At 47.2% G+C, this 21,903-nt stretch carries 23 protein-coding genes and 2 rRNA genes (1 of these 25 only partly in view); 17 read left to right on the forward strand and 8 right to left on the reverse strand.

Features of this window, described 5'->3' with window-relative positions; all coding sequences use genetic code 11:
* Positions 1-9: 9 nt before the first annotated feature.
* The 3 genes from NYE36_RS04345 to NYE36_RS04355 form a co-directional block, all read right to left on the reverse strand.
* Positions 10-399 carry a DUF2606 family protein gene (locus NYE36_RS04345; RefSeq protein WP_265451327.1) on the reverse strand — a complete coding sequence of 130 codons (390 nt, stop codon included), beginning with the start codon at positions 397-399 and terminating at the stop codon, positions 10-12.
* Complete coding sequence (locus NYE36_RS04350) at positions 362-1,273, reverse strand: serine protease (protein ID WP_014417237.1); 912 nt, start codon at positions 1,271-1,273, stop codon at positions 362-364. Before NYE36_RS04350 ends, NYE36_RS04345 begins: the two co-directional genes overlap by 38 nt.
* Positions 1,274-1,417: 144 nt before the next feature.
* A complete protein-coding gene (locus tag NYE36_RS04355; protein ID WP_003155495.1) occupies positions 1,418-1,570 on the reverse strand; it encodes a small, acid-soluble spore protein K in 153 nt (50 codons plus the stop codon).
* Positions 1,571-1,693: 123 nt separating this feature from the next.
* Here NYE36_RS04355 and NYE36_RS04360 point away from each other — a divergent pair, with 123 nt between their 5' ends.
* From NYE36_RS04360 to NYE36_RS04385, 6 genes are all read left to right on the forward strand, one after another.
* Positions 1,694-1,963 carry a YfhJ family protein gene (locus tag NYE36_RS04360; RefSeq protein ID WP_003155492.1) on the forward strand — a complete coding sequence of 90 codons (270 nt, stop codon included), beginning with the start codon at positions 1,694-1,696 and terminating at the stop codon, positions 1,961-1,963.
* Positions 1,964-2,090: 127 nt separating this feature from the next.
* Complete coding sequence (locus tag NYE36_RS04365; protein WP_062623300.1) at positions 2,091-2,618, forward strand: SH3 domain-containing protein; 528 nt, start codon at positions 2,091-2,093, stop codon at positions 2,616-2,618.
* A gap of 85 nt (positions 2,619-2,703) precedes the next feature.
* The gene (locus NYE36_RS04370) at positions 2,704-3,039 is read left to right on the forward strand and encodes an SdpI family protein (RefSeq protein ID WP_062623301.1); all 336 of its coding nucleotides are present in this window, start codon (positions 2,704-2,706) and stop codon (positions 3,037-3,039) included.
* A complete protein-coding gene (locus NYE36_RS04375; RefSeq protein WP_015417065.1) occupies positions 3,032-3,892 on the forward strand; it encodes an alpha/beta hydrolase in 861 nt (286 codons plus the stop codon). Before NYE36_RS04370 ends, NYE36_RS04375 begins: the two co-directional genes overlap by 8 nt.
* A gap of 211 nt (positions 3,893-4,103) precedes the next feature.
* The gene (locus NYE36_RS04380) at positions 4,104-5,084 is read left to right on the forward strand and encodes a glycosyltransferase family 2 protein (RefSeq protein ID WP_015239432.1); all 981 of its coding nucleotides are present in this window, start codon (positions 4,104-4,106) and stop codon (positions 5,082-5,084) included.
* Between the two features lie 36 nt (positions 5,085-5,120).
* Positions 5,121-7,706 (forward strand): YfhO family protein, encoded by a 2,586-nt coding sequence (locus tag NYE36_RS04385; protein WP_265451326.1) that lies wholly within the window; start codon positions 5,121-5,123, stop codon positions 7,704-7,706.
* Here the strand turns inward: NYE36_RS04385 and NYE36_RS04390 are convergent.
* Positions 7,703-8,686: a metal-dependent hydrolase gene (locus tag NYE36_RS04390; RefSeq protein ID WP_015239434.1), complete on the reverse strand. Its 984-nt coding sequence runs from the start codon at positions 8,684-8,686 to the stop codon at positions 7,703-7,705. The two genes, NYE36_RS04385 and NYE36_RS04390, sit on opposite strands and share 4 nt — an antisense overlap.
* A gap of 225 nt (positions 8,687-8,911) precedes the next feature.
* On the opposite strand from NYE36_RS04390, the gene mutY reads away from it, so the two are divergent.
* Positions 8,912-10,009 carry an A/G-specific adenine glycosylase gene (gene mutY / locus NYE36_RS04395; protein WP_012117124.1) on the forward strand — a complete coding sequence of 366 codons (1,098 nt, stop codon included), beginning with the start codon at positions 8,912-8,914 and terminating at the stop codon, positions 10,007-10,009.
* A 6-nt stretch (positions 10,010-10,015) separates the two neighbouring features.
* Here mutY and NYE36_RS04400 read toward each other — a convergent pair whose 3' ends face one another.
* Positions 10,016-10,240, reverse strand: a complete 225-nt coding sequence (locus tag NYE36_RS04400) for a hypothetical protein (RefSeq protein ID WP_007408563.1) — start codon at positions 10,238-10,240, stop codon at positions 10,016-10,018.
* A gap of 81 nt (positions 10,241-10,321) precedes the next feature.
* Here NYE36_RS04400 and fabL point away from each other — a divergent pair, with 81 nt between their 5' ends.
* The 5 genes from fabL to NYE36_RS04425 all read left to right on the forward strand — a co-directional run bounded on the left by fabL (position 10,322) and on the right by NYE36_RS04425 (position 14,229).
* A complete protein-coding gene (fabL, locus tag NYE36_RS04405) occupies positions 10,322-11,074 on the forward strand; it encodes an enoyl-[acyl-carrier-protein] reductase FabL (protein ID WP_003155478.1) in 753 nt (250 codons plus the stop codon).
* Between the two features lie 66 nt (positions 11,075-11,140).
* Entirely contained in the window at positions 11,141-11,311 is a 171-nt protein-coding gene (locus tag NYE36_RS04410; protein ID WP_003155477.1) for a gamma-type small acid-soluble spore protein, read from the forward strand.
* Between the two features lie 160 nt (positions 11,312-11,471).
* A complete protein-coding gene (locus NYE36_RS04415) occupies positions 11,472-11,738 on the forward strand; it encodes a YgaB family protein (protein ID WP_003155476.1) in 267 nt (88 codons plus the stop codon).
* Between the two features lie 135 nt (positions 11,739-11,873).
* Positions 11,874-12,404: a DUF402 domain-containing protein gene (locus NYE36_RS04420; RefSeq protein ID WP_003155475.1), complete on the forward strand. Its 531-nt coding sequence runs from the start codon at positions 11,874-11,876 to the stop codon at positions 12,402-12,404.
* An 82-nt stretch (positions 12,405-12,486) separates the two neighbouring features.
* Complete coding sequence (locus tag NYE36_RS04425; RefSeq protein WP_014417243.1) at positions 12,487-14,229, forward strand: ABC transporter ATP-binding protein; 1,743 nt, start codon at positions 12,487-12,489, stop codon at positions 14,227-14,229.
* A 79-nt stretch (positions 14,230-14,308) separates the two neighbouring features.
* Here NYE36_RS04425 and NYE36_RS04430 read toward each other — a convergent pair whose 3' ends face one another.
* Positions 14,309-15,376, reverse strand: coding sequence for an aromatic acid exporter family protein (locus NYE36_RS04430; protein WP_007408566.1), 1,068 nt, complete (start codon positions 15,374-15,376; stop codon positions 14,309-14,311).
* A 209-nt stretch (positions 15,377-15,585) separates the two neighbouring features.
* Positions 15,586-16,875, reverse strand: coding sequence for a glutamate-1-semialdehyde 2,1-aminomutase (locus tag NYE36_RS04435; protein WP_053104685.1), 1,290 nt, complete (start codon positions 16,873-16,875; stop codon positions 15,586-15,588).
* A gap of 157 nt (positions 16,876-17,032) precedes the next feature.
* Between NYE36_RS04435 and bcp the strand changes: the two genes are divergently transcribed.
* Together bcp and perR are read left to right on the forward strand one after the other, a co-directional pair.
* Positions 17,033-17,506 carry a thioredoxin-dependent thiol peroxidase gene (gene bcp / locus NYE36_RS04440; RefSeq protein ID WP_003155466.1) on the forward strand — a complete coding sequence of 158 codons (474 nt, stop codon included), beginning with the start codon at positions 17,033-17,035 and terminating at the stop codon, positions 17,504-17,506.
* A 124-nt stretch (positions 17,507-17,630) separates the two neighbouring features.
* Positions 17,631-18,068 (forward strand): peroxide-responsive transcriptional repressor PerR, encoded by a 438-nt coding sequence (perR, locus tag NYE36_RS04445; RefSeq protein ID WP_003155465.1) that lies wholly within the window; start codon positions 17,631-17,633, stop codon positions 18,066-18,068.
* A gap of 34 nt (positions 18,069-18,102) precedes the next feature.
* Here the strand turns inward: perR and NYE36_RS04450 are convergent, their stop codons facing one another.
* Complete coding sequence (locus NYE36_RS04450) at positions 18,103-18,456, reverse strand: YgzB family protein (protein ID WP_007408568.1); 354 nt, start codon at positions 18,454-18,456, stop codon at positions 18,103-18,105.
* Positions 18,457-18,658: 202 nt separating this feature from the next.
* Here NYE36_RS04450 and NYE36_RS04455 point away from each other — a divergent pair, with 202 nt between their 5' ends.
* The 3 genes from NYE36_RS04455 to NYE36_RS04465 form a co-directional block, all read left to right on the forward strand.
* Positions 18,659-19,543: a nucleotidyltransferase-like protein gene (locus NYE36_RS04455; RefSeq protein ID WP_014417244.1), complete on the forward strand. Its 885-nt coding sequence runs from the start codon at positions 18,659-18,661 to the stop codon at positions 19,541-19,543.
* A gap of 229 nt (positions 19,544-19,772) precedes the next feature.
* Positions 19,773-21,322, forward strand: a 16S ribosomal RNA gene (locus NYE36_RS04460).
* A 233-nt stretch (positions 21,323-21,555) separates the two neighbouring features.
* Positions 21,556-21,903, forward strand: a 23S ribosomal RNA gene (locus NYE36_RS04465); it runs 2,582 nt beyond the window's last position.
* The 16S and 23S rRNA genes sit together here, the layout of an rRNA operon.

Consider the following 21,903-nt stretch of genomic DNA (forward strand, 5'->3'; position numbering starts at 1 on the left):
AAGCTTTTTTCAGTGTTTCAATGTAATGCTGATCACCGTATGTTTATCATTCTCAGCTAAGGAAATATTCCGGGTTTCCGGTACTCCGTCTTTTTCAAAAACGACGGCATAGGTTCCTTTCGCGCCGCTTTTCCATGCAATCTCGCCGTGGTGATCAGTCTTGCCTATTATCTCTCCGCGGTCTATATTCGGCTGATGATCTGACTCCGCCGCTTTCATCACGGTGACCGTCACACCGGCCGCCGGTGAGCCGTCTGCATCCTCAACATGGAGCGTAACAGGCAGTGCTTTTTTGGCGGCGGAATCATCCGCTTTGCCGCATCCGCATAAAACGGCCGCCGCGAGAAAGAAAACAAAAGCTTTATTGATTTGACCAATATTGAATGTTGTCGAATACACTGTTTGTCACCCTTGTTCCCAAATTGTAAGACGACCCGCCGTTTGTATGAATGGCAATGGCGGTCTGGCCGGTGTCGCTGTAATTGCGGTAAACGGGCGATCCGCTCTGGCAGCCGAACGTATCTGTCGTGTAAGTAAGTTTATATGTCTCGGCAGAACGTATCGGCTTGCTGTCCGACCACATGGAACCGGACACTTTGTCGCACGGATATCCTGTCACGGTTGAGGAAAGCCCGGCCGGACTGGAACTGTTGGTCGTCCGGTAGCCGTACCAGCCGACAGTATTCCCGGGCGACCCGTTTACTTTGATTGCGCCGTAGTCATAGTTTGTGTCACCGTTTTCTGTCCACCCTTTGACACTGTAGAATGTCTTTCCTGAATAAGAGCCGTACGGGTACGATGACCCGTTGCGGCCGGGAGCTGCCGTAATTTTCGATGCCCAGCCGTTTTTCTGGTCATACACGCAATGTCCCGCCGTAACGATCGTGTCGGCATTGACAAAAAAACCGGTGCATCCGTAGGTGCTTGTGCTGCCGCTGTATGTGACGGTCAGCTGTGCTGTCGCGCGATATGGAAATGATGTTGTAGGAGAAATTCTGATTCGTTCGTCTGTCCCAATAATACTGGAAGGCTTTAATGACTTGATGTCAGCTTTGCTGTTTTGTGCAAGCTGTCTTTTGGTGAGACCCGTTCCTTCATAAGCGGGGGATGTCTGTGTTGTTTGTACAGGCTGATTCAGATGTGCGTCAAACTCCTCACCGCTGTTTGATACAGATGTCTGCGGGCTGCCCGCTGCTTCAGCTGAAACAGCAAATAATGAAACTGACAGTAAGAATGCGGTAAGGCTCAGCAATCGTTTTGAAACTGTCTTCATTTTATAAAACCCCTCCTTTTTTGTCTACCGGCTTTCGGTTGAACATTTAACATATTATGGAATTTATTTAGCGTTATGACCGCAAAAGAATGTTTTTCTCCGCAAAAAAAAGACCGGGTCATTCCCGGTCTCTTACGGTGTGTGTTATCGTCTGCCTGAAGCTCTCATGCGTTCTTGCGGGTGCGAATTAATTGAACCGTCCGCCCGTTTAGAAGCGTAGTCATCCTTTGCCCGCGGTTCGCCTTCAAACTTATTATTGTTCTGATTAGGAAATCCTTTTGCCTTGTTCCGGACCATTTGTTTTCCCCCTCGGCCAATATCAAAAGGTTGCGCCTTCTGGACTGAAGACGTAAAGTTAGTATATGCCTGTGACAAGCTGCGTAAAAGTAGCAGGTTTTCCCAAGGAAAGGAGACAGAGACATGAATACATATATCGACAAACTGACGAATTTGCTGCTTGAGAAAAATGACATGCTCAGCTATTTGCAAGCGCGAACTTGGGTTGAGCTTTTATGGGGAGATTTCGAAGCGACTTACGCAAAAGCCGGCCGCCCGTATCAAGGAGAGCAAATGACGGAACGCGTCGTCAAGGAATGGATCGAATCATACGGCAGCAAGCTCCATATGTTCCAGAGCGTTCGGGAAGACGTTTCTCATTATTTGGATCAAAGCAGGGGTCTCCTGCATTAACATAGCAGTGCGCCCGCCGGATATCGTCCGGCGGTTTTTTTTATAAAAGAAATAGGAAAATCATGTTTGGCGACCGGCGGAATGTGGAAATGTGTAATAACTTATAAAATAGCGGGGAGGAACCACAATGAACATGAAAAAGGGGTTAACCGCATTTATTCCGGCCGCAGGACTTTGCTTATTTTTAGCCGCAGGCACCGTTTTTTTCGATCCGGCAGCGAATGCCGCAGCAGTTCACCAGACAAAAATAGACACCGCAGCAGATACATATATCGTGAAAGCAGGAGAACTTAACGTCCGCAAAGAACCAAATAAACAGGGGGCGATTATCGGCACGCTTCGTTCAGAGGATTCCGTAAAGGTTAAACGGCTTCAAGGAACAGATTGGGCTGAGATTGACTACAAAGGGCACAAAGCCTATATTTCCACGCATTTTCTGATGAAGCAGCCGGTGAAGGCGGTGACCGCGAAACAAACCGCCTTTTATACGCCGACTTTGGAAACCGGCAAAAAAGGGTCCGTTAAAGCGGGTGAAACCGTCAATGTGCTCGGCTGGGGGTTCAGCCATGACGGAGGATTTGACCGTAAATGGGCGTACGTCACATACGGCGGGAAAGCAGGTTATGTGAAAACGGCCGACTTAACTCAAAAATAAAGATTCAGGCAGGCGAATGAGCCTGCTTTTTTTCTGAAACCTTCCGCCTTTCCTTTCGTAAAAGATGAAAAGGAGAGTGAGGGATATGATAATGGTAATCGGCGGCCTTCTGATGGCTGCGGCCGGCATTTTAGTCACATTTTTTCCGCCGAAGTCGATCAACAGCCTGTACGGATATCGGACGAAGCGCTCTATGGCGGATGAGTCGCAGTGGAAAGAAGGCAATCGATTCAGTGCGCTCCTCATGATTTTGTTCGGCCTTATTTCGGCGGCAGCTGGATTTGCGGGCAGCCTGCTTATCCGGCTGACTCAGCCGTTCGCCCTGATCGTTCAGGCCGTATTGTTGATTGTGATCAGCGTACTGATCATCGTCTTAACAGAAAGAAGATTGAATCAAACGGGGAGGAGAATCGATGAATGACATTACGTTTCACATGATCGAAACAAACGGAGTGACGCTGCACACGGCTTCAGCCGGTCCGAAAGACGGTCCTTTGGCGGTGCTGCTGCACGGGTTTCCGGAATTCTGGTACGGCTGGAAGAGTCAGATCAAACCGCTGGCGGATGCCGGATACCATGTTGTCGTGCCTGATCAGCGCGGCTATAATCTCAGTGACAAACCGGAGGGCATTGAAAACTATACCATTGATACGCTCAGAGACGACATTATCGGGCTGATCACGCATTTTACAGATGACAAAGCCGTCGTCATCGGCCACGATTGGGGAGGAGCCGTGGCCTGGCATTTAGCATCCACGCGGCCGCAATACGTTGAAAAATTGATCACGGTCAATATCCCGCACCCGGCGGTTATGCGGAAGGTCACACCGTTCTACCCGCCGCAGTGGAAGAAAAGCTCTTATATCGCTTTCTTTCAGCTGCCGGAAAAGCCGGAACGGAGATTGTCTGAAGACAATTACCGCGTATTGGATCACGCGATCGGCTTATCCGAACGACCGGCGCTTTTTTCACGGGAAGATGTCGACAGCTACAAAGAAGCTTGGGGCAGAAAAGGAGCGCTCACGGCGATGCTGAACTGGTACCGGGCGATCAGAGCCGGCGGTTTAGGCCCTGCCGTTCCGCTTAAAATGCCCGTTCCGTACCGATTAATATGGGGCGTCAATGACCAAGCGCTGAGCAAAAAGCTCGCCAAGGAAACAAAACGGATGATTCCAAACGGCGACTTAATCTTCATAGATGATGCCTCACATTGGGTCATTCACGAAAAACCGCGCATCGTCAGCCATTTGATTCATGAATACCTTCAGCAATAAAGTCTGTCCCGCGTACAGACTTTTTCTTTTTTTTCTCATATCTGCCGAAAAACATGACAAAATATAAACCATATGCAGAAAAAATTTTCTTTCCCTGTAACAAAAAAAGGGTTTAAACGTCATTAAAAAAAGGAAAAGCCTTACTGAAGTTTTGCGGACAATTCCTTTAAGGCCGTCCTAAAAAAAAGAATAATACAAAGAAGGTGCCTTCATGAAACAAAGGTTAATCTCAATTATTATTCCGTCTTACAATGAAGGGAACAACGTCAAGCTCATCCATGAATCTTTAAAAAAAGAGTTTCAGACGATTCATTATGACTATGAAATTTTCTACATCAATGACGGAAGCGCGGATGACACCCTTCAGCAGATTAAAGAACTGGCCGCCAGAAACCATCGCGTCAAATACATATCTTTTTCCCGTAACTTCGGGAAAGAAGCGGCTATTTTGGCAGGATTTGAACACGTGCAGGGCGAAGCGGTAATCGTGATGGACGCCGATCTGCAGCATCCGACCCATCTGCTGAAAGACTTCATTCAAGGCTATGAAGAAGGGTATGACCAAGTCATCGCGCAGCGCAACCGAAAAGGGGACAGCCCCGTGCGTTCCGTGCTTTCTTCCCTGTATTATAAATTTATCAACAAAGCCGTCGAAGTGGACCTGCGTGACGGGGTCGGAGATTTCCGCCTGCTGAGCCGGCAGGCCGTTGATGCCCTTTTGAAGCTGAGTGAAGGGAACCGTTTCTCGAAAGGGCTGTTCTGCTGGATCGGGTTTGACCAGAAAATCGTATTTTATGAAAATGTCGAAAGGAAGAACGGCACGTCCAAATGGTCATTCAGCAATCTGTTCAACTACGGAATGGACGGTGTCGTCTCCTTCAACAACAAGCCCCTTAGGGTATGCTTTTTCACCGGTATTCTGATATTGCTTCTGTCGATGGTTTATATTGTAACGACCTTTGTTCATATTCTGACACACGGCGTGTCTGTACCCGGATACTTCACCATTATTTCCGCCGTGCTGTTTTTAGGGGGCATCCAGCTTTTGAGTCTCGGCATCATCGGAGAATACATCGGCCGGATTTACTATGAAACAAAAAAACGCCCGCACTATTTAATTAAAGAAGCGAATATAACGTACGGAGAACAAAATGAATCGAATTATACAAAAAAGCGCAAGTGGAACCATTAAACAGCCGCCGCTGTGCGCAGGGTCTGGGGACGTTGTATGAAAAAAAATAAATGGATCTTGCCGGCAGCCTGTGTGCTGGCTGCGGCAGCCGCTCATATTTTTTTCTTAAAAGAGTGGTCGGCAGGCCGCTATATGACGGGGTCTGGAGACGGGATCGCCCAAATGGCGGTCTTCAAAAAGCTGCTGTTTGATCAATATATGAACGGCAGGCTGTTTTACAGCTATTCGTTCGGACTGGGCGGGGGCGTGTACAGTCAGCTCGGCTATTATTTCTCTACTTCTTTTCTATTCCTGTTTATCTCCGCCGCTGTCCGCTTTTTGCAGCTTATTCAGCTGACGGGTGAGGCTGATGCGCTGTTTTGGGCGCAGGCCTCCGTTTTTATCAGCATTGCCAAGCAGAGTTTTATCATATTCACGGCGGCGTGTGTGTTCCGTTATTTCGTCAAACGGACGGTGCCTGCTTTTGCCGGCGCCGTGTTGTACGGGGTCTCGATTATTTACTTCCGGCATGAGGTATATTGGGACTTTTTCACTGACAGTATGGTGTGGCTGCCGTTGCTTGTGTTGGGCGCGGAAAAAATCATCCGGGAAAAAAAGCCGGCGTGGTTTATCTTCGCCTGTGCGCTGACATTGATCAACAACTTTTATTTTGCGTATATTAATCTGATTTTCATCGGCATTTATATCTTATTCAGGTGGGTGATCCCCCTTGAAGGCAATGAGGCGAAAAAGCTCACTCAATGCAGGATATTTATTCTGTCGGGCCTTCTCGGGTTCGGCATAAGCGCAGTTTCCTTTATTCCTGTCGTATACGGATACCTTCATAATCTGCGGCCGCCGTATTCAGAGCATATTGCATGGCTTGATTTTTCCGACAACATTTTATTTTCAAGCCGGATTATTATCCTGCCGGCGGCTTTTTTGCTTTTTCTATTTACATTTACTTTATACAAAAACCGCTTGTTCCGGCTGTTTGCGGGAATCAGTCTGCTGTATATTCTGTTTCACTTCAGTCCGTTCGCGGCAAGTGCCTTTAACGGTTTTTCAGCTCCGCAGAACAGGTTTGAATACGTCCTGTGCTTCACGATTGCCGGAACGGTTTCAGCCGGGCTTTCTAAGCTTTCAGACATCAGCATGAAGAGTATGCTGATGTCCGCCGTACTCGTCGTTCTGCTCTATTGGAGCCAGGTGAGGCGGTACAGTCTGGATATTTCTGATCACGCCAACCTGCCCGTCATCCTTCTTCTGGTGCTGAGCATAGCCGCTTTCTTTGCAGCAAAGACAAGACTGAAAGGCGCGGTGCCCGCCGTCTATGCCGTCATTTTGCTTACGGCTGTGCTTACGGCTAATACATATGAAAAATATGCTTTATCAGAAGGCGGGAAGATTTATACGGTATCGCATACCTTTATGACGGGTGCTGACTATAAAGGCAAAGAACAATCAGAGCTCATTCAGCGTCTGAAAGAAAAAGACCCTGATCCGTTTGCCCGTTTAGATTGGATGAACGGTGTTTTCAATAACACCCCGATCATATACGGATTCAACGGATTCAGCGTATACTCAAGCATACTGAACCGCAATCTGCTGTCCTTTTACTGGAACGACCTCCGGATTGACATGGGCAGAGAAAGCGTCAGCCGTTATGCCACATTAGGAAACAGGGCTAATTTATACAGCCTGCTTTACGGAAAATATTATATGACGGAAAAAACAAACGAGGCCGGCGTGCCGTACGGGTTCAAAAAAATCATGGAATCAACCCATTATGCGGTTTATCAAAATCAATATATGCTTCCGTTCGTACGGACAGCCGATCGCGTATATAACGAGGGCGGCCTGAAAAAAGCGCCCGCCCTTGCCAGGGAACGGGCAATGCTTGACGGGATCGTCACGGAATCAAGCACAACCAACACGAAAAAAGCGCCTGAGGCGAATAATATGATCCGCCATGCAGAGGTAGCGGCCGAACATGGCGATTATCATAACGGCATCCTGACGGTAAACGAAGACGGCGGCGGCCTGATCATTACGCCGCAAGCCGCTAAGATGGACGGCGGCGATTATTACGTCAGCTTTTATTTGAAGAATAAAGCGAAGGACCAGGGCTTTACATTAAAAGTGAACGATTACACGACAACGAGAAAATCGAATCAATCCATTTACAAAACAGGTATCAACGATCTTACTGTCAGAGTGCCGAAAACAAAAAACATCCAAATCCGTCTGCCGAAAGGATCTTATCAGCTTGACGGACTGGCGCTTTATGAAGAACGGTACGATACGCTGAAAAGCGCATACCGAAAAGCGGAAAAAGAACCGCGGGCCGATCTCAGCTGGCGCGGAAATACGCTTCATATCTCGTATGATAACAAAACCCGCGCGCCGTATATCATGCTTCCGATTCCATATGAAAAAGGCTGGGAGCTGAAGATAAACGGCAGAAAAGAGCAGATTGAAAAAGCGGATTATTCCTTTATCGGATTTAAAGCGCAAAAAGGAAAAAACGATATTCAATTAACGTATTACCCGCCGTTTTTTAAACCCGCGGCCGCTCTATCGGTGATCAGCCTCGTGTTTGCGGTTATATATGTGAGAAGACAAAAAAAGCCCGGCTCTTAAACAGAGCCGAGCTTTAATTTTTTCTGCAATTTTTCCTCGCTGAAAATCCAGCCCGTGTAAGAAGAGAGAAGCTCTAAATCATGACTGAGGTGGACGATGGCGACAAAAGGATAGTGGCCTTTGCTCCGGTAGCGTAAATCAATAAAACGCACCTCATAATGATCTTTAAAGGTATCGACCTCCCACCTGTAAACGGGGGAAAATGAAAGAAAGGCTGCAATATTTTCGTCCTGTTTTGCGGCCTTCATCACATCGGTTTCCGGAACGGGCACGCGGTTGAATGTATCCAATATCACGACATGGCCGTCAAGGCTTCTGCCGACATAAAAGGCATGCGCCGTCGTCACGGCGATACGCCACTGCCTGAATTTCATCGTCGGCGAAATAATGATGGTTTCAATCTCCTCTTCAATCATTTCGCGCAGCCTTCGCTTTATCCGCAGCTGCATCAAAAACCGGACGGCGTAATATCCTGCGAGGATGATATAAAGCATCAGAAATGTCACGCCCGGATGACCTCCGATATACCACATGGCAATCGCGGCCAAATGGCTGACGAAAATAAACGGATCAAAGGTATTGATTAAACCGAGAGCGATCCATTTTCTCGAAAACGGGCGGATGGCCTGCGTGCCGTACGCGTTAAAAATGTCAACAAACACATGCAAAACGACAGCGAGAAGCGTCCACAGCCACAAGTGCAAAAAGTTCGCTTCCGGATAAAACATAAACAAAATACCCGGAATCAGAACGGACCAAAATAAAACGGCGGGAATGGAGTGCGTGAACCCTCTATGATTTCGAATATAAACGGCATTATTTTTCAGCTTCAATATGGTATCAATATCAGGTGCCTGAGAGCCGGCAAGAGCGGCGATCATAACTGCCTGAGACATGGGGGTGTGCATGCCGACGGCAGGATCAAGAGTTGCGATTCCGCCAAGCGCGATACCCATGACAACGTGAGTGCCAGTATCCATTGTTGACCTCCTAGCAGGCGTTAACAATCAGTCGCCCGCATATTTCGCATTATAAGATATTCCCCATTTTCTGTTTGCCCAATCATGGCGTTTATCCGCCGTTCTCATATGTTTCCGCTTTTTCTTTATCACTATTTAATGTAACATATTATCGTAACGTGCCCTAAGTTTACACCAAAATACGGTGTCAAGAAAAGCGGAACCCGAAACATCTGAGGAGAAGATATGAACGCACTTGAAGAAAAAATGAAACAAAAAGATATAGACAAATTTCGCGAGGACTTAATTACATGGTTCGAAAGAGAACAGAGAATTCTGCCGTGGAGAGAAAATCAGGACCCGTATCGGGTGTGGGTGTCAGAGGTGATGCTGCAGCAGACGCGCGTAGAAACCGTTATCCCTTATTTCCGGCGGTTTGTTGAGCAATTTCCGACCGTTTCGGCGCTCGCTGAAGCCGATGAGGAAAAAGTGCTCAAAGCCTGGGAAGGGCTAGGTTATTACTCCCGTGTAAGAAATCTGCAAAGCGCCGTAAAAGAAGTGCATGAGCGGTACGGGGGAGTCGTCCCTGCCGAGGAAAAGGAATTTGGCGGACTGAAAGGCGTCGGCCCTTATACAAAAGGCGCCGTGCTCAGCATCGCATACAACAAACCGATTCCCGCCGTAGACGGCAATGTGATGCGTGTCATGTCGAGAATTCTTTCCATATGGGACGATATCGCAAAACCTAAAACCAGAACCATTTTCGAACAGGCGGTATCCGCTTTCATTTCTCATGAAAAACCATCTGAATTCAATCAGGGTTTAATGGAGCTCGGCGCGATCATCTGCACCCCGAAATCGCCGTCCTGCCTGCTTTGCCCCGTACAAAAGCACTGTTCGGCATTTGCGGAAGGGACAGAGCGGGAGCTGCCCGTTAAAAGCAAAAAGAAAAAGCCCGGAATAAAAACAATGGCAGCCGTTGTGCTGACAGACGATCAAGGCGATGTCTATATTCATAAACGGCCGCCAAAAGGCTTGCTCGCCAACTTGTGGGAGTTTCCGAATACCGAAACCCAGAAAGGAATCAAAACCGAAAGAGAGCAGCTTGAAGCCTATTTAGAAAAAGAGATGGGAACAACCGCTGAAATCGGGGAGCTGGAAGGCATCGTAGAACATGTTTTCACCCATCTCGTCTGGAATATTTCGGTCTTTTTCGGTAAAGTAAAACAAGTGTCGGATACAACGGAATTCATACGGGTCACAAAAGAGGAGCTCGAGGAATACGCATTTCCCGTTTCCCATCAAAAGATATGGAAAATGGCGGAAGAAAGCGGCCGCCTGTAAAAAACGTCAGTCATAGCTGACGCGAGTGCCGTGGCCGTAATCCGCTTCATTCCGTTTCAGTCCGCCGCGGGCTTCGATTTCCTGAATCAGTTCCCGGTATTTGGACTGGCCTTCTTCGTTTAAATACGGCATAATTTGCTGGAAGGCATGATGGAAATAGGCGAGCTCTGAATCTCTCCAATCTTTTTTGGGCATCATGGCCAATTCGCCCATATCACGTCCGACATACATATAAAAGACCCCTTTCAACACATATTGCTTTTATTGTTTGTTGAATGAAAAGAACTATACACAGCAAGGAGCTGAGGAAAAATGGAACAAAATAAATGCGCACTGATCACGGGAAGCAGCCGCGGCGTCGGGAAAGCAGCCGCCATCAGACTCGCGGAAAAAGGATACAACATCGTCATCAATTACGCCCGCAGTAAAAAAGCGGCATTAGAAACCGCCGAAGAAATTGAAAAACTCGGCGTTAAAACGCTCGTCATTAAAGCCAATGTCGGCCAGCCGGCAAAAATCAAAGACATGTTCCGCCAGATTGACGAAACATTCGGCAGACTGGACGTGTTCGTCAATAATGCGGCTTCAGGCGTGCTGAGACCGGTCATGGAACTCGAAGAAACACACTGGGACTGGACAATGAATATCAATGCGAAAGCATTGCTTTTCTGCGCCCAGGAAGCGGCAAAGATGATGGAGAAAAACGGAGGCGGCCACATCGTCAGCATCAGCTCGCTCGGCAGCATCCGCTATCTTGAAAACTATACGACGGTCGGAGTCTCAAAAGCCGCTTTAGAATCGTTAACCCGTTATCTGGCGGTTGAGCTGTCTCCGAAAAATATCATCGTAAACGCGGTGTCAGGCGGAGCGATTGATACGGACGCGCTGAAGCATTTCCCTAACAGAGATGAACTGCTGGAAGATGCCCGCCAAAATACGCCGGCCGGCAGAATGGTCGAAATTAAAGATATGATCGATACGGTGGAGTTTTTAGTTTCTTCAAAAGCGGACATGATCCGCGGCCAGACCATCATTATTGACGGCGGACGTTCTCTGCTCGTATAAGTTTTAAAAAAAGATGAATAGCCTTATCATCTCCTGCGCATTCTAAAGTGCGTGGAGGTGATAACAATGGCAAACTCAAAATACAGCAAAACAGACGTTCAGCAGGTGAAAAGACAAAACCAGCAATCAGCTTCCGGTCAGGGTCAATACGGCACTGAATTCGGCAGTGAAACTGATGCGCAGCAGGTTAGAAAGCAAAACCAATCTGCTGAACAAAACAAACAGCAAAACAGCTAATCACTGAAACGAAAAAGCACTTCATCTTCGGATGGAAGTGCTTTTTTCTGTTGCCAAAACGACAAAACTTGTGATTCCTCTACAGAATGAGTCAAAGGGTTTTCCGGCGTAAAATCGAAATGGTAAGGAGTATCAACCTAAAAGCCTAAGGAGGAACCCGATGTCAGAGTTTGAAAAGCTTGTAAGTGAACAGATGAAAATCATGGATCAGCTTCTCGAGCTGCAGTCAGAACTTGACCGCTGCCGGCAGGTGGAAGCGGAACTCATCAGTCTGGAAAGAGATGCAAAGCTGGACAATGTACAGGACGAAATTGCGACAAAGCGAAAAGACCTGGCCGGCATACAGGAGTTATTCCAAAGGCAGACAGAGCAAGTCATCCAGTCTTATCGCAGCACGGAAAAGCCGTCTTCCTATGTGCAGAAATGAATGTGCCATTCCGGAAGCGGAGTGGTTCTTTTATTTTCATTTTTTAATTCGTAACGTTATAATAGTGAAAAGACTTGTCGGAAAGCAATTGCGGCTGCATTGACTGCAGGGCTTTACAGAAAGTAGGGGAGAAATATGGGATATCCCAAGGAAGGAGAAACCATTCAAATTCACAGCTATAAGCATAACGGGCTGCTTCATCGAATTTGGAATGAAACGACGATTTTAAAAAGTACGGAATTGTGTATCATCGGAGCCAACGACCGGACAATGGTGACGGAATCCGACGGACGGACGTGGGTGACGAGAGAACCGGCGATCTGCTACTTTCATGCCCGTCAGTGGTTTAACGTCATCGGAATGCTGAGAGATGACGGAGTACACTATTATTGCAACATCAGCTCGCCGTTCGCTTATGACGGAGAGGCCATCAAATATATTGATTACGATTTGGATGTCAAGGTGTTTCCGGATATGACGTATAACATTCTTGACGAGGATGAATACGATGACCACCGCAAATCAATGAATTACCCTAAAGAGATCGACAGCATTCTGAAGGAGTATCTGAATACGCTGCTGCACTGGATTCATCAGCGGAAAGGACCGTTTGCTCCGGAATTTGTTGATATGTGGTATGAACGGTATCTGCGCTATACAAAATAAAGAATACAATAAAAAACCTGTTGGGGTGTCAACAGGTTTTTCACATGGGCTCACACGCCTTAAAGAGAGAGGGGGATAAAGTGTGGGCGTAATCAGACGCTATATGCAATTTGTAAAACCTTATAAAAAACAAATTTTTATCACAGTGTTAATCGGCATCATAAAATTCTCCATCCCGCTGGCTCTCCCGCTGCTGTTAAAATACGTGGTCGATGACATTATTCAAGGGAGCGGAACGGCAAGCGCTAAAACATCATCGCTATTCACGATCATGGGCATCATGTTTGTGCTGTTTTTAATTCTGCGTCCCCCGGTAGAGTACTATCGGCAATACTTCGCGCAATGGACGGGCAGCCGGGTGCTCTATGATATCAGGGGAGTATTGTTTGATCATATTCAAAAATTGAGCCTGAGGTTTTATGCCAACACGAGAACGGGCGAAGTCATTTCCCGGGTGATAAATGATGTCGAACAGACAAAAGACTTTGTCATAACCGGACTGATGAATATCTGGCTTGATATGATGACGGTGCTGATCGTCATCTGCATTATGTTTACACTCGATGTCAAGCTGACATTGATATCTGTCATTTTGTTTCCGTTATACGGAATTTCAGTGAAATACTTTTACGGCCGTCTCCGAAAACTGACACGTGAGCGTTCTCAGGCACTCGCCCAAGTTCAGGGACATTTGCACGAACGAGTTCAGGGGATGCCCGTCATCAGAAGTTTTGCCATTGAAGATTATGAACAAGCCAATTTTGATGAAAAAAACGGACATTTTCTGGACAGAGCGATCCGTCATACGAATTGGAACGCAAAAACGTTTGCAGTCGTGAATACCATTACGGATTTGGCGCCGCTGCTCGTTATCGCGTTTGCGGGTTATTTTGTCATAAACGGTCCGCTGACGGTAGGGACGATGGTTGCGTTCGTCGGCTATATTGACAGAATGTACAATCCGGTCAGAAGATTGATCAACTCATCGACGACCCTGACCCAGTCGATCGCTTCAATGGACCGCATATTTGAATTTATCGACGAGCCGTATGAACTGACTGATAAACCGAATGCAGTAAAAGCTGACGGCATTAAGGGCGAAGTTGAATTCCGAAATGTCTCGTTCCGTTATGAGGAAGGAAAAGAAACGATTTTGCAGGACGTTTCCTTAAAGGTGACAAAAGGGGAAACCGTCGCGCTCGTCGGGATGAGCGGCGGCGGTAAATCGACGCTTGTCAGCCTCATACCGCGTTTTTATGATGTATCCGGCGGCAGCCTGCTGATTGACGGCACAGATATTCGCGATTATGAAGCGAGAAGCCTCCGCAATCAAGTCGGAATGGTGCTTCAGGATACGTTTCTGTTCAGTGAGACGATTCGTGAAAATATCGCCATCGGTAAACCGGGAGCGTCTCTGGATGAGGTGGTTGCGGCTGCGAAAGCGGCAAATGCCCATGAATTTATTATGAATTTCCCCGAAGGCTATGAAACCAAAGTCGGCGAACGGGGCGTCAAATTGTCAGGCGGGCAGAAACAGCGGATTTCCATCGCGCGTGTATTCTTAAAAAATCCGCCGCTGTTAATCTTGGATGAAGCGACATCGGCTCTTGATCTGGAAAGTGAACACTACATTCAGGAAGCGATGGAAAAGCTTGCGAAAAACAGGACGACATTTATCGTCGCCCACAGGCTGTCCACGATTACGCACGCGGATAAAATTGTCGTCATGGAAAACGGCGCCGTCGTCGAAACCGGTACGCACGAGGAATTAATGGCCCAAGGCGGCCAGTACAGACACTTATTTACGATTCAGAATTTGAACTGATACAAAAACGTATGCCGTCCGAATGGGCGGCATACGTTTTTTTGAATGCAAAAAAACCCGGTTTTACGGAAGCACCGGGTTACTCATCATCGTCTGTTTCTAATTCGCTGTCTTTCGGGTGGTATGTCTGAAAACTCGTAATTAATGTATCGAGATGCTCCAGCTGCTCGCGGTATTCCGCAACCGCAGCCATAATGCTGAGCATATTGTAATCAAGCAGTTCATCCTCGCAGTTCTGCTGATTTTTCAAGAAAGACTTCGTCAAAAGCTGTTTATATCTTATGCTTTCTTCAGCGTCGTCATCATGCGGTTTGATCTTGCCGACCGTCCGCATCAGAATCCTTTCGTGCCAATGAAGCAGATAATCAATTTCTTCTGTCAGCGTCTCCTGAAATTCCTCCGGCATATGATAAATCTCGTTTTCATAGCGGTGCAGCTTTTTCAGCGTATCAAGCGCCCGATTCGCCGTAATAATCGCCTGTCTGAACAATACAAGCTTGCGCGACTTTACATACGTCGTTTTCTTAAAGTAGCTTCTCTCCTCTTTATAAAGAAGGTACGTATGATCAAGCTTCATCATCTTTTCCTTCAGCTTCTCAATATCCTCTTTCAATATCGAGTGTTCCGTGGACTGACGCATCGTCAGCCTGATCCATTTCATGATCTCATCGGTATATTCAACCGTATGATGAGTCAGCTTCGTTTCGTATTTCGGCGGAAGAAACACAAGGTTCACAATAAAAGAAGACAGCACGCCTAAAATAACGGTGCTTGTTCGTATCAGAGCGAACGTCAGGAAGCTGTTTCCCGGTGTTTCTAAAATTGCGATAACCGTCACGAGCGCAATCGAAATGGTGTGTTCAATTTTCAGTTTTAACATGATCGTGATGACAATCACTGCGGTCAATCCGATCATAATCGGACTCGGTCCGAAAATCAGTCCGAATGCCGTAGCGATGACAGCGCCGATGATATTTGCCTGAACCTGATCAATAATGATAAGAAAAGACCTGTAAATAGAGGGCTGTATGGCAAATATAGCTGCAATCCCGGCAAAGATCGGCGACGGAAGTCCGATCCATGATGCTAAGTAGAGCGCGAGCGTAATCGCAATCCCTGTTTTAAAAATGCGGGCACCAAGTTTCATTGGTTTGTGCGTGCATTCCTTTCTCTAATAAATTATGTGCCGAACGAACGGCTGACACTTACATTTCCCTGTCGGCTGATTTGCTAAACAATAAAGTAATATACAGGGATCATACCGATTATTCAAGGTCTTTTTTTGAAAAAACCATTATCTCACAAATCGGACAAAAAGAAAAAGCGGAAGCCCCGGGCTCCCGCTTGTTTCAGCAGTTATTTTTTCATATGTCTGAACGCATCTTCAACGGCTTGTAAAGTGGCGTCGATATCCTCTTCAGTATGTGCGGTTGTGATAAACCAAGCTTCATACTTCGATGGAGCGAGATTGATGCCGCGCTCAAGCATCAGCTTGAAGAACTTGGCGAATGCTTCTCCGTCCGTATTTTCCGCCTGCTCGTAATTGACGATCTTTTCATCAGTGAAGTAAACCGTGAGCGCGCCTTTTAAACGGTTGACGGTGATGGTAATGCCGTGTGTCTCCGCATGGGCGAGAATGCCGTGCTCAAGTCTGGCGCCGAGCTCATCAAGCCGCTCATAAACGCCTTCTTCCTTCAGCACTTCCAGACAGGCGATGCCTGATAGGATAGATGCCGGGTTTCCGGCCATCGTGCCGGCTTGATATGCCGGGCCGAGCGGAGCAACCTGCTCCATGATCTCTTTTTTGCCTCCGTAAGCGCCGATCGGCAGGCCGCCCCCGATAATTTTACCGAGCGCCGTTAAATCAGGCTTCACTTGAAGAAGATCCTGCGCGCCTCCGTACATAAAACGGAACGCCGTGATCACTTCATCATAAATGACGAGCGCGCCCGCTTTATGGGTCAATTCATTTACCTGTTCTAAAAATCCTTCTTCAGGTTCAACGATGCCGAAGTTGCCGACGATCGGCTCGACGAGAACCGCTGCAATTTCTGAACCCCATTTATCCAGCGCGGCTTTGTAGCTTTCAATGTCATTGAAAGGAACGGTAATCACCTCATTGGCGATGCTTTTCGGCACGCCGGCGGAATCAGGAGTGCCGAGCGTAGACGGGCCGGAACCCGCAGCGACAAGTACGAGATCAGAATGGCCGTGATAGCAGCCGGCGAATTTAATGATTTTTGTCCGGCCTGTATAAGCGCGTGCAACTCGGATCGTTGTCATTACCGCTTCAGTGCCTGAGTTTACGAATCGTACTTTATCAAGTGAAGGAATGGCCTCCTTCAGCATTTTGGCGAAAGTGACCTCATGTTTGGTCGGCGTCCCGTACAGCACGCCGTTTTCAGCCGCTGTTTTAATCGCTTCAGTAATATGCGGATGGGCATGTCCGGTAATAATCGGGCCGTAAGCCGCTAAATAATCGATATACTGATTCCCGTCTACATCCCAGAAATAAGCGCCGTTCGCTTTTTCCATCGCAACGGGTGAACCGCCGCCTACCGCTTTATAGGATCTGGACGGGCTGTTCACGCCTCCGACGATATGCTCTAACGCTTCCTTATGAAGTTCAACTGATTTTGTATACAAAAAATGACCCTCCTAATATCTCCTTACATCATGTTCTATTGTAGCATGCTTCATTGCGAGCACAACGGTTCATGCTTCCAGAAAAGAGCGGGGGGATAACGGTTGTAATCTTAACGTGAATTGGATACGCTTAATAAAAAACCCGGAGGTATAAGAAATGACGATTGAAATCGGACAAACAGCACCGGATATGAAATTAGTGAATGACAGCGGTGAAGAAGTAGCATTGACGGATTTTAAAGGGAAGTACGTCGTTCTCTATTTTTATCCGAAAGACATGACACCCGGATGCACGACGGAAGCATGTGATTTCCGTGATCAGCACGAAAGTTTCGCGGGACTTGATGCCGTTATCATCGGAGTAAGCCCTGACAGCCGTGATAAACATGAAAAATTTAAGCAAAAACACGATCTTCCTTTCCAGCTCCTCGTTGATGATGAGCACAAATTGGCGGAAGCTTTTGATGTGTGGAAGCTGAAGAAGAATTTTGGGAAAGAATATATGGGTATCGAGCGATCCACTTTTTTGTTAGACAAAGAAGGCCGTCTTGTGAAGGAGTGGAGAAAGGTAAAAGTGAAAGATCACGTTGCCGAGGCGCTTCGCGAATTGGAACAAATTGCGTCTAATTAATGGACAAATGCTGAACTCACGGGGTTTTCTTCAGATTACATTTGACAGGAGACCGGAAAAAGATGTACACTAATTATAAACATTATAAAGTAAGAATCTTTTTTAGAAGAGAGGTGCATGACGGATGGCTGCACATGAATTAAAAGAAGCCTTAGACACGTTGAAGGATACGGGAGTCCGGATTACTCCTCAACGTCATGCCATTCTGGAATATCTCGTGGATTCTATGGCACATCCGACAGCGGACGATATATATAAAGCCTTGGAAGGGAAATTCCCTAATATGAGTGTTGCGACAGTGTATAACAATTTGCGTGTATTCCGGGAAGCGGGGCTTGTAAAGGAACTGACGTACGGAGATGCGTCCAGCAGATTTGACTTTGTCACCTCTGACCATTATCACGCCATTTGTGAAAGCTGCGGAAAAATCGTAGACTTCCACTATCCCGGGCTTGACGAAGTGGAACAGCTTGCGGCTCACGTCACGGGGTTTAAGGTAAGCCACCACCGTTTGGAGATTTACGGCGTCTGCCAAGAATGTTCCAAAAAAGAAAACCACTAAACGAAGCTGACCGCTTTGATACGGTCAGCTTCGTTTATTTTACACTGTTTTTTCTGTTATAAGACTCATCGAACGCTTTGCCTTCCAATCCTTTATCCAATGTAAGCGGCTCTCTGCAATGCATGCACATATCCACTCTGCCCAGAATCTTCGTTTCTTTCTCGCAAGCGGGGCACATCACCCGGACCGCTTTTGTGGACAGCATGCCGATCCAAAAATAAACGGCGGTGCTGAGCCCGATCGACAGCAGGCCGAGAATCATAAACAAGCTGGCAAGCAAAACAGACTGCTTAAAGAACAGCCCGATGTACATAATGATAAACCCAACGAAAACCAAACTTAACGCAAACGTTCTGATCTTATTAATTTTGCTTGAGTATTTCGCCATGTCCATCCCCCTCCCGTTTAACTATAGCACAAAACAGATGGCATATTCTTCATGTTTTCGTAAGAAAAGGGAAGAATAAATATGGCACCTGAAAGGAAATTTGTTATAATAGTGCAATGTGTTTAGAAAAAAGGACTTTCATGTTTTATCATAGAAATGTAGAAACAATAGCTAGTGAAACAATCGCATTGGAGGAATCGTAATGGACAATCTTCTCCGTCCAATTTACCAAGAAAGAGCAAGTCATCCCGATACGCTGGCCGTCCTTATGATTGAGAGAAGGAGTAAAGCATCATCCATCACGGATAACTTTGATGCGGTCATGCTTGTCATTGTCAAACAGGCTGATGAACCTCTTTTTATAAAGCATTATGAATTCGAACAAAAAACCGCTTCTTTACATATTGTAACGGATGCTCTGCTTCAGGAATGGATTCTGCTTGGGACCAATAGAAGAGTCATAGATTGGATCATCAACGGCAAAGTACTGTTTGACCGCAATGAATATATATCTGAACTCAATGACCGGCTCAGCACTTTTCCTTTCGCCGAGCGGAAATTAAAGATCGGAATGGAATACGGCAAGCTGATCAGAAGATTTGTAGAAGGAAAAGCGTTTTTTGAAGCTGATCATTTTCTGGATGCATATTATGCGGTAGTGCATGCTCTTCACCACTTGGCCCGCATAGAAGTGATTGACCGGGGATTTTATCCCGAAACGACAGTCTGGAACCAGGTCCGTCACATTGAGCCGCAGGTATATAAGCTATACTCCGAACTTGTCGAGAGTCACGAAAGTTTGGAGAAAAGGCTCGAATTATTATTCTTAGCAAATGATTTTCTCATCCATTCAAAAGCTGAAATCGGTTCTGCCCACCTTTTTCAAGTGATGAAAGAAAAAGAAATGTGGCAGTTTGGAGAATTGCTTCAGCACCCTGAACTGCTGCACTTCACCCAAGATCTCGGTGTCATGCTTGATTATCTGACGGAAAAAGGCTTTGTTGAAGTATCTCAAATAGAGACCAAAGGGCAGGAAGTATATCATCGAGGATATTCTTTCAAAAAAAGTGTTGACGCTGAATCATAGGCATGGTATATTATTAAACGTCGCTGATGCGCTTCAACAAAAAGCTCACAGCGGCGGAGAAATAAAAACAAAAAAACATTTGACAGCAACTCGCTGAAATGTTATACTGAAAAAGTCGCCTCGAGATGAGGTTGAAATGATCTTTGAAAACTAAACAAGACAAAACGTACCTGTTAATTCAAAGTTTTAAATAAATCGCACAGTGATGTGCGTAGTCAGTCAAACTACTTTATCGGAGAGTTTGATCCTGGCTCAGGACGAACGCTGGCGGCGTGCCTAATACATGCAAGTCGAGCGGACAGATGGGAGCTTGCTCCCTGATGTTAGCGGCGGACGGGTGAGTAACACGTGGGTAACCTGCCTGTAAGACTGGGATAACTCCGGGAAACCGGGGCTAATACCGGATGGTTGTCTGAACCGCATGGTTCAGACATAAAAGGTGGCTTCGGCTACCACTTACAGATGGACCCGCGGCGCATTAGCTAGTTGGTGAGGTAACGGCTCACCAAGGCGACGATGCGTAGCCGACCTGAGAGGGTGATCGGCCACACTGGGACTGAGACACGGCCCAGACTCCTACGGGAGGCAGCAGTAGGGAATCTTCCGCAATGGACGAAAGTCTGACGGAGCAACGCCGCGTGAGTGATGAAGGTTTTCGGATCGTAAAGCTCTGTTGTTAGGGAAGAACAAGTGCCGTTCAAATAGGGCGGCACCTTGACGGTACCTAACCAGAAAGCCACGGCTAACTACGTGCCAGCAGCCGCGGTAATACGTAGGTGGCAAGCGTTGTCCGGAATTATTGGGCGTAAAGGGCTCGCAGGCGGTTTCTTAAGTCTGATGTGAAAGCCCCCGGCTCAACCGGGGAGGGTCATTGGAAACTGGGGAACTTGAGTGCAGAAGAGGAGAGTGGAATTCCACGTGTAGCGGTGAAATGCGTAGAGATGTGGAGGAACACCAGTGGCGAAGGCGACTCTCTGGTCTGTAACTGACGCTGAGGAGCGAAAGCGTGGGGAGCGAACAGGATTAGATACCCTGGTAGTCCACGCCGTAAACGATGAGTGCTAAGTGTTAGGGGGTTTCCGCCCCTTAGTGCTGCAGCTAACGCATTAAGCACTCCGCCTGGGGAGTACGGTCGCAAGACTGAAACTCAAAGGAATTGACGGGGGCCCGCACAAGCGGTGGAGCATGTGGTTTAATTCGAAGCAACGCGAAGAACCTTACCAGGTCTTGACATCCTCTGACAATCCTAGAGATAGGACGTCCCCTTCGGGGGCAGAGTGACAGGTGGTGCATGGTTGTCGTCAGCTCGTGTCGTGAGATGTTGGGTTAAGTCCCGCAACGAGCGCAACCCTTGATCTTAGTTGCCAGCATTCAGTTGGGCACTCTAAGGTGACTGCCGGTGACAAACCGGAGGAAGGTGGGGATGACGTCAAATCATCATGCCCCTTATGACCTGGGCTACACACGTGCTACAATGGACAGAACAAAGGGCAGCGAAACCGCGAGGTTAAGCCAATCCCACAAATCTGTTCTCAGTTCGGATCGCAGTCTGCAACTCGACTGCGTGAAGCTGGAATCGCTAGTAATCGCGGATCAGCATGCCGCGGTGAATACGTTCCCGGGCCTTGTACACACCGCCCGTCACACCACGAGAGTTTGTAACACCCGAAGTCGGTGAGGTAACCTTTATGGAGCCAGCCGCCGAAGGTGGGACAGATGATTGGGGTGAAGTCGTAACAAGGTAGCCGTATCGGAAGGTGCGGCTGGATCACCTCCTTTCTAAGGATTTTAACGGAATATAAGACCTTGGGTCTTATAAACAGAACGTTCCCTGTCTTGTTTAGTTTTGAAGGATCATTCCTTCAAAACATAGGAACACCTGCTAAATGCGCCACTTCCTGTGGCAACGCATGTGTTAGCATGTCCTATGCGTTGTTCTTTGAAAACTAGATAACAGAAGTAATTCACATTCAATTAGTAATGCAAGATATCACGTAGTGATTCTTTTTAACGGTTAAGTTAGAAAGGGCGCACGGTGGATGCCTTGGCACTAGGAGCCGATGAAGGACGGGACGAACACCGATATGCTTCGGGGAGCTGTAAGCAAGCTTTGATCCGGAGATTTCCGAATGGGGAAACCCACCACTCGTAATGGAGTGGTATCCATATCTGAATACATAGGATATGAGAAGGCAGACCCGGGGAACTGAAACATCTAAGTACCCGGAGGAAGAGAAAGCAAATGCGATTCCCTGAGTAGCGGCGAGCGAAACGGGATCAGCCCAAACCAAGAGGCTTGCCTCTTGGGGTTGTAGGACACTCTGTACGGAGTTACAAAGGAACGAGGTAGATGAAGAGGT

Origin of the sequence: Bacillus sp. FSL R5-0593, assembly GCF_038603755.1 — a bacterium.
Lineage (GTDB): Bacteria > Bacillota > Bacilli > Bacillales > Bacillaceae > Bacillus > Bacillus velezensis.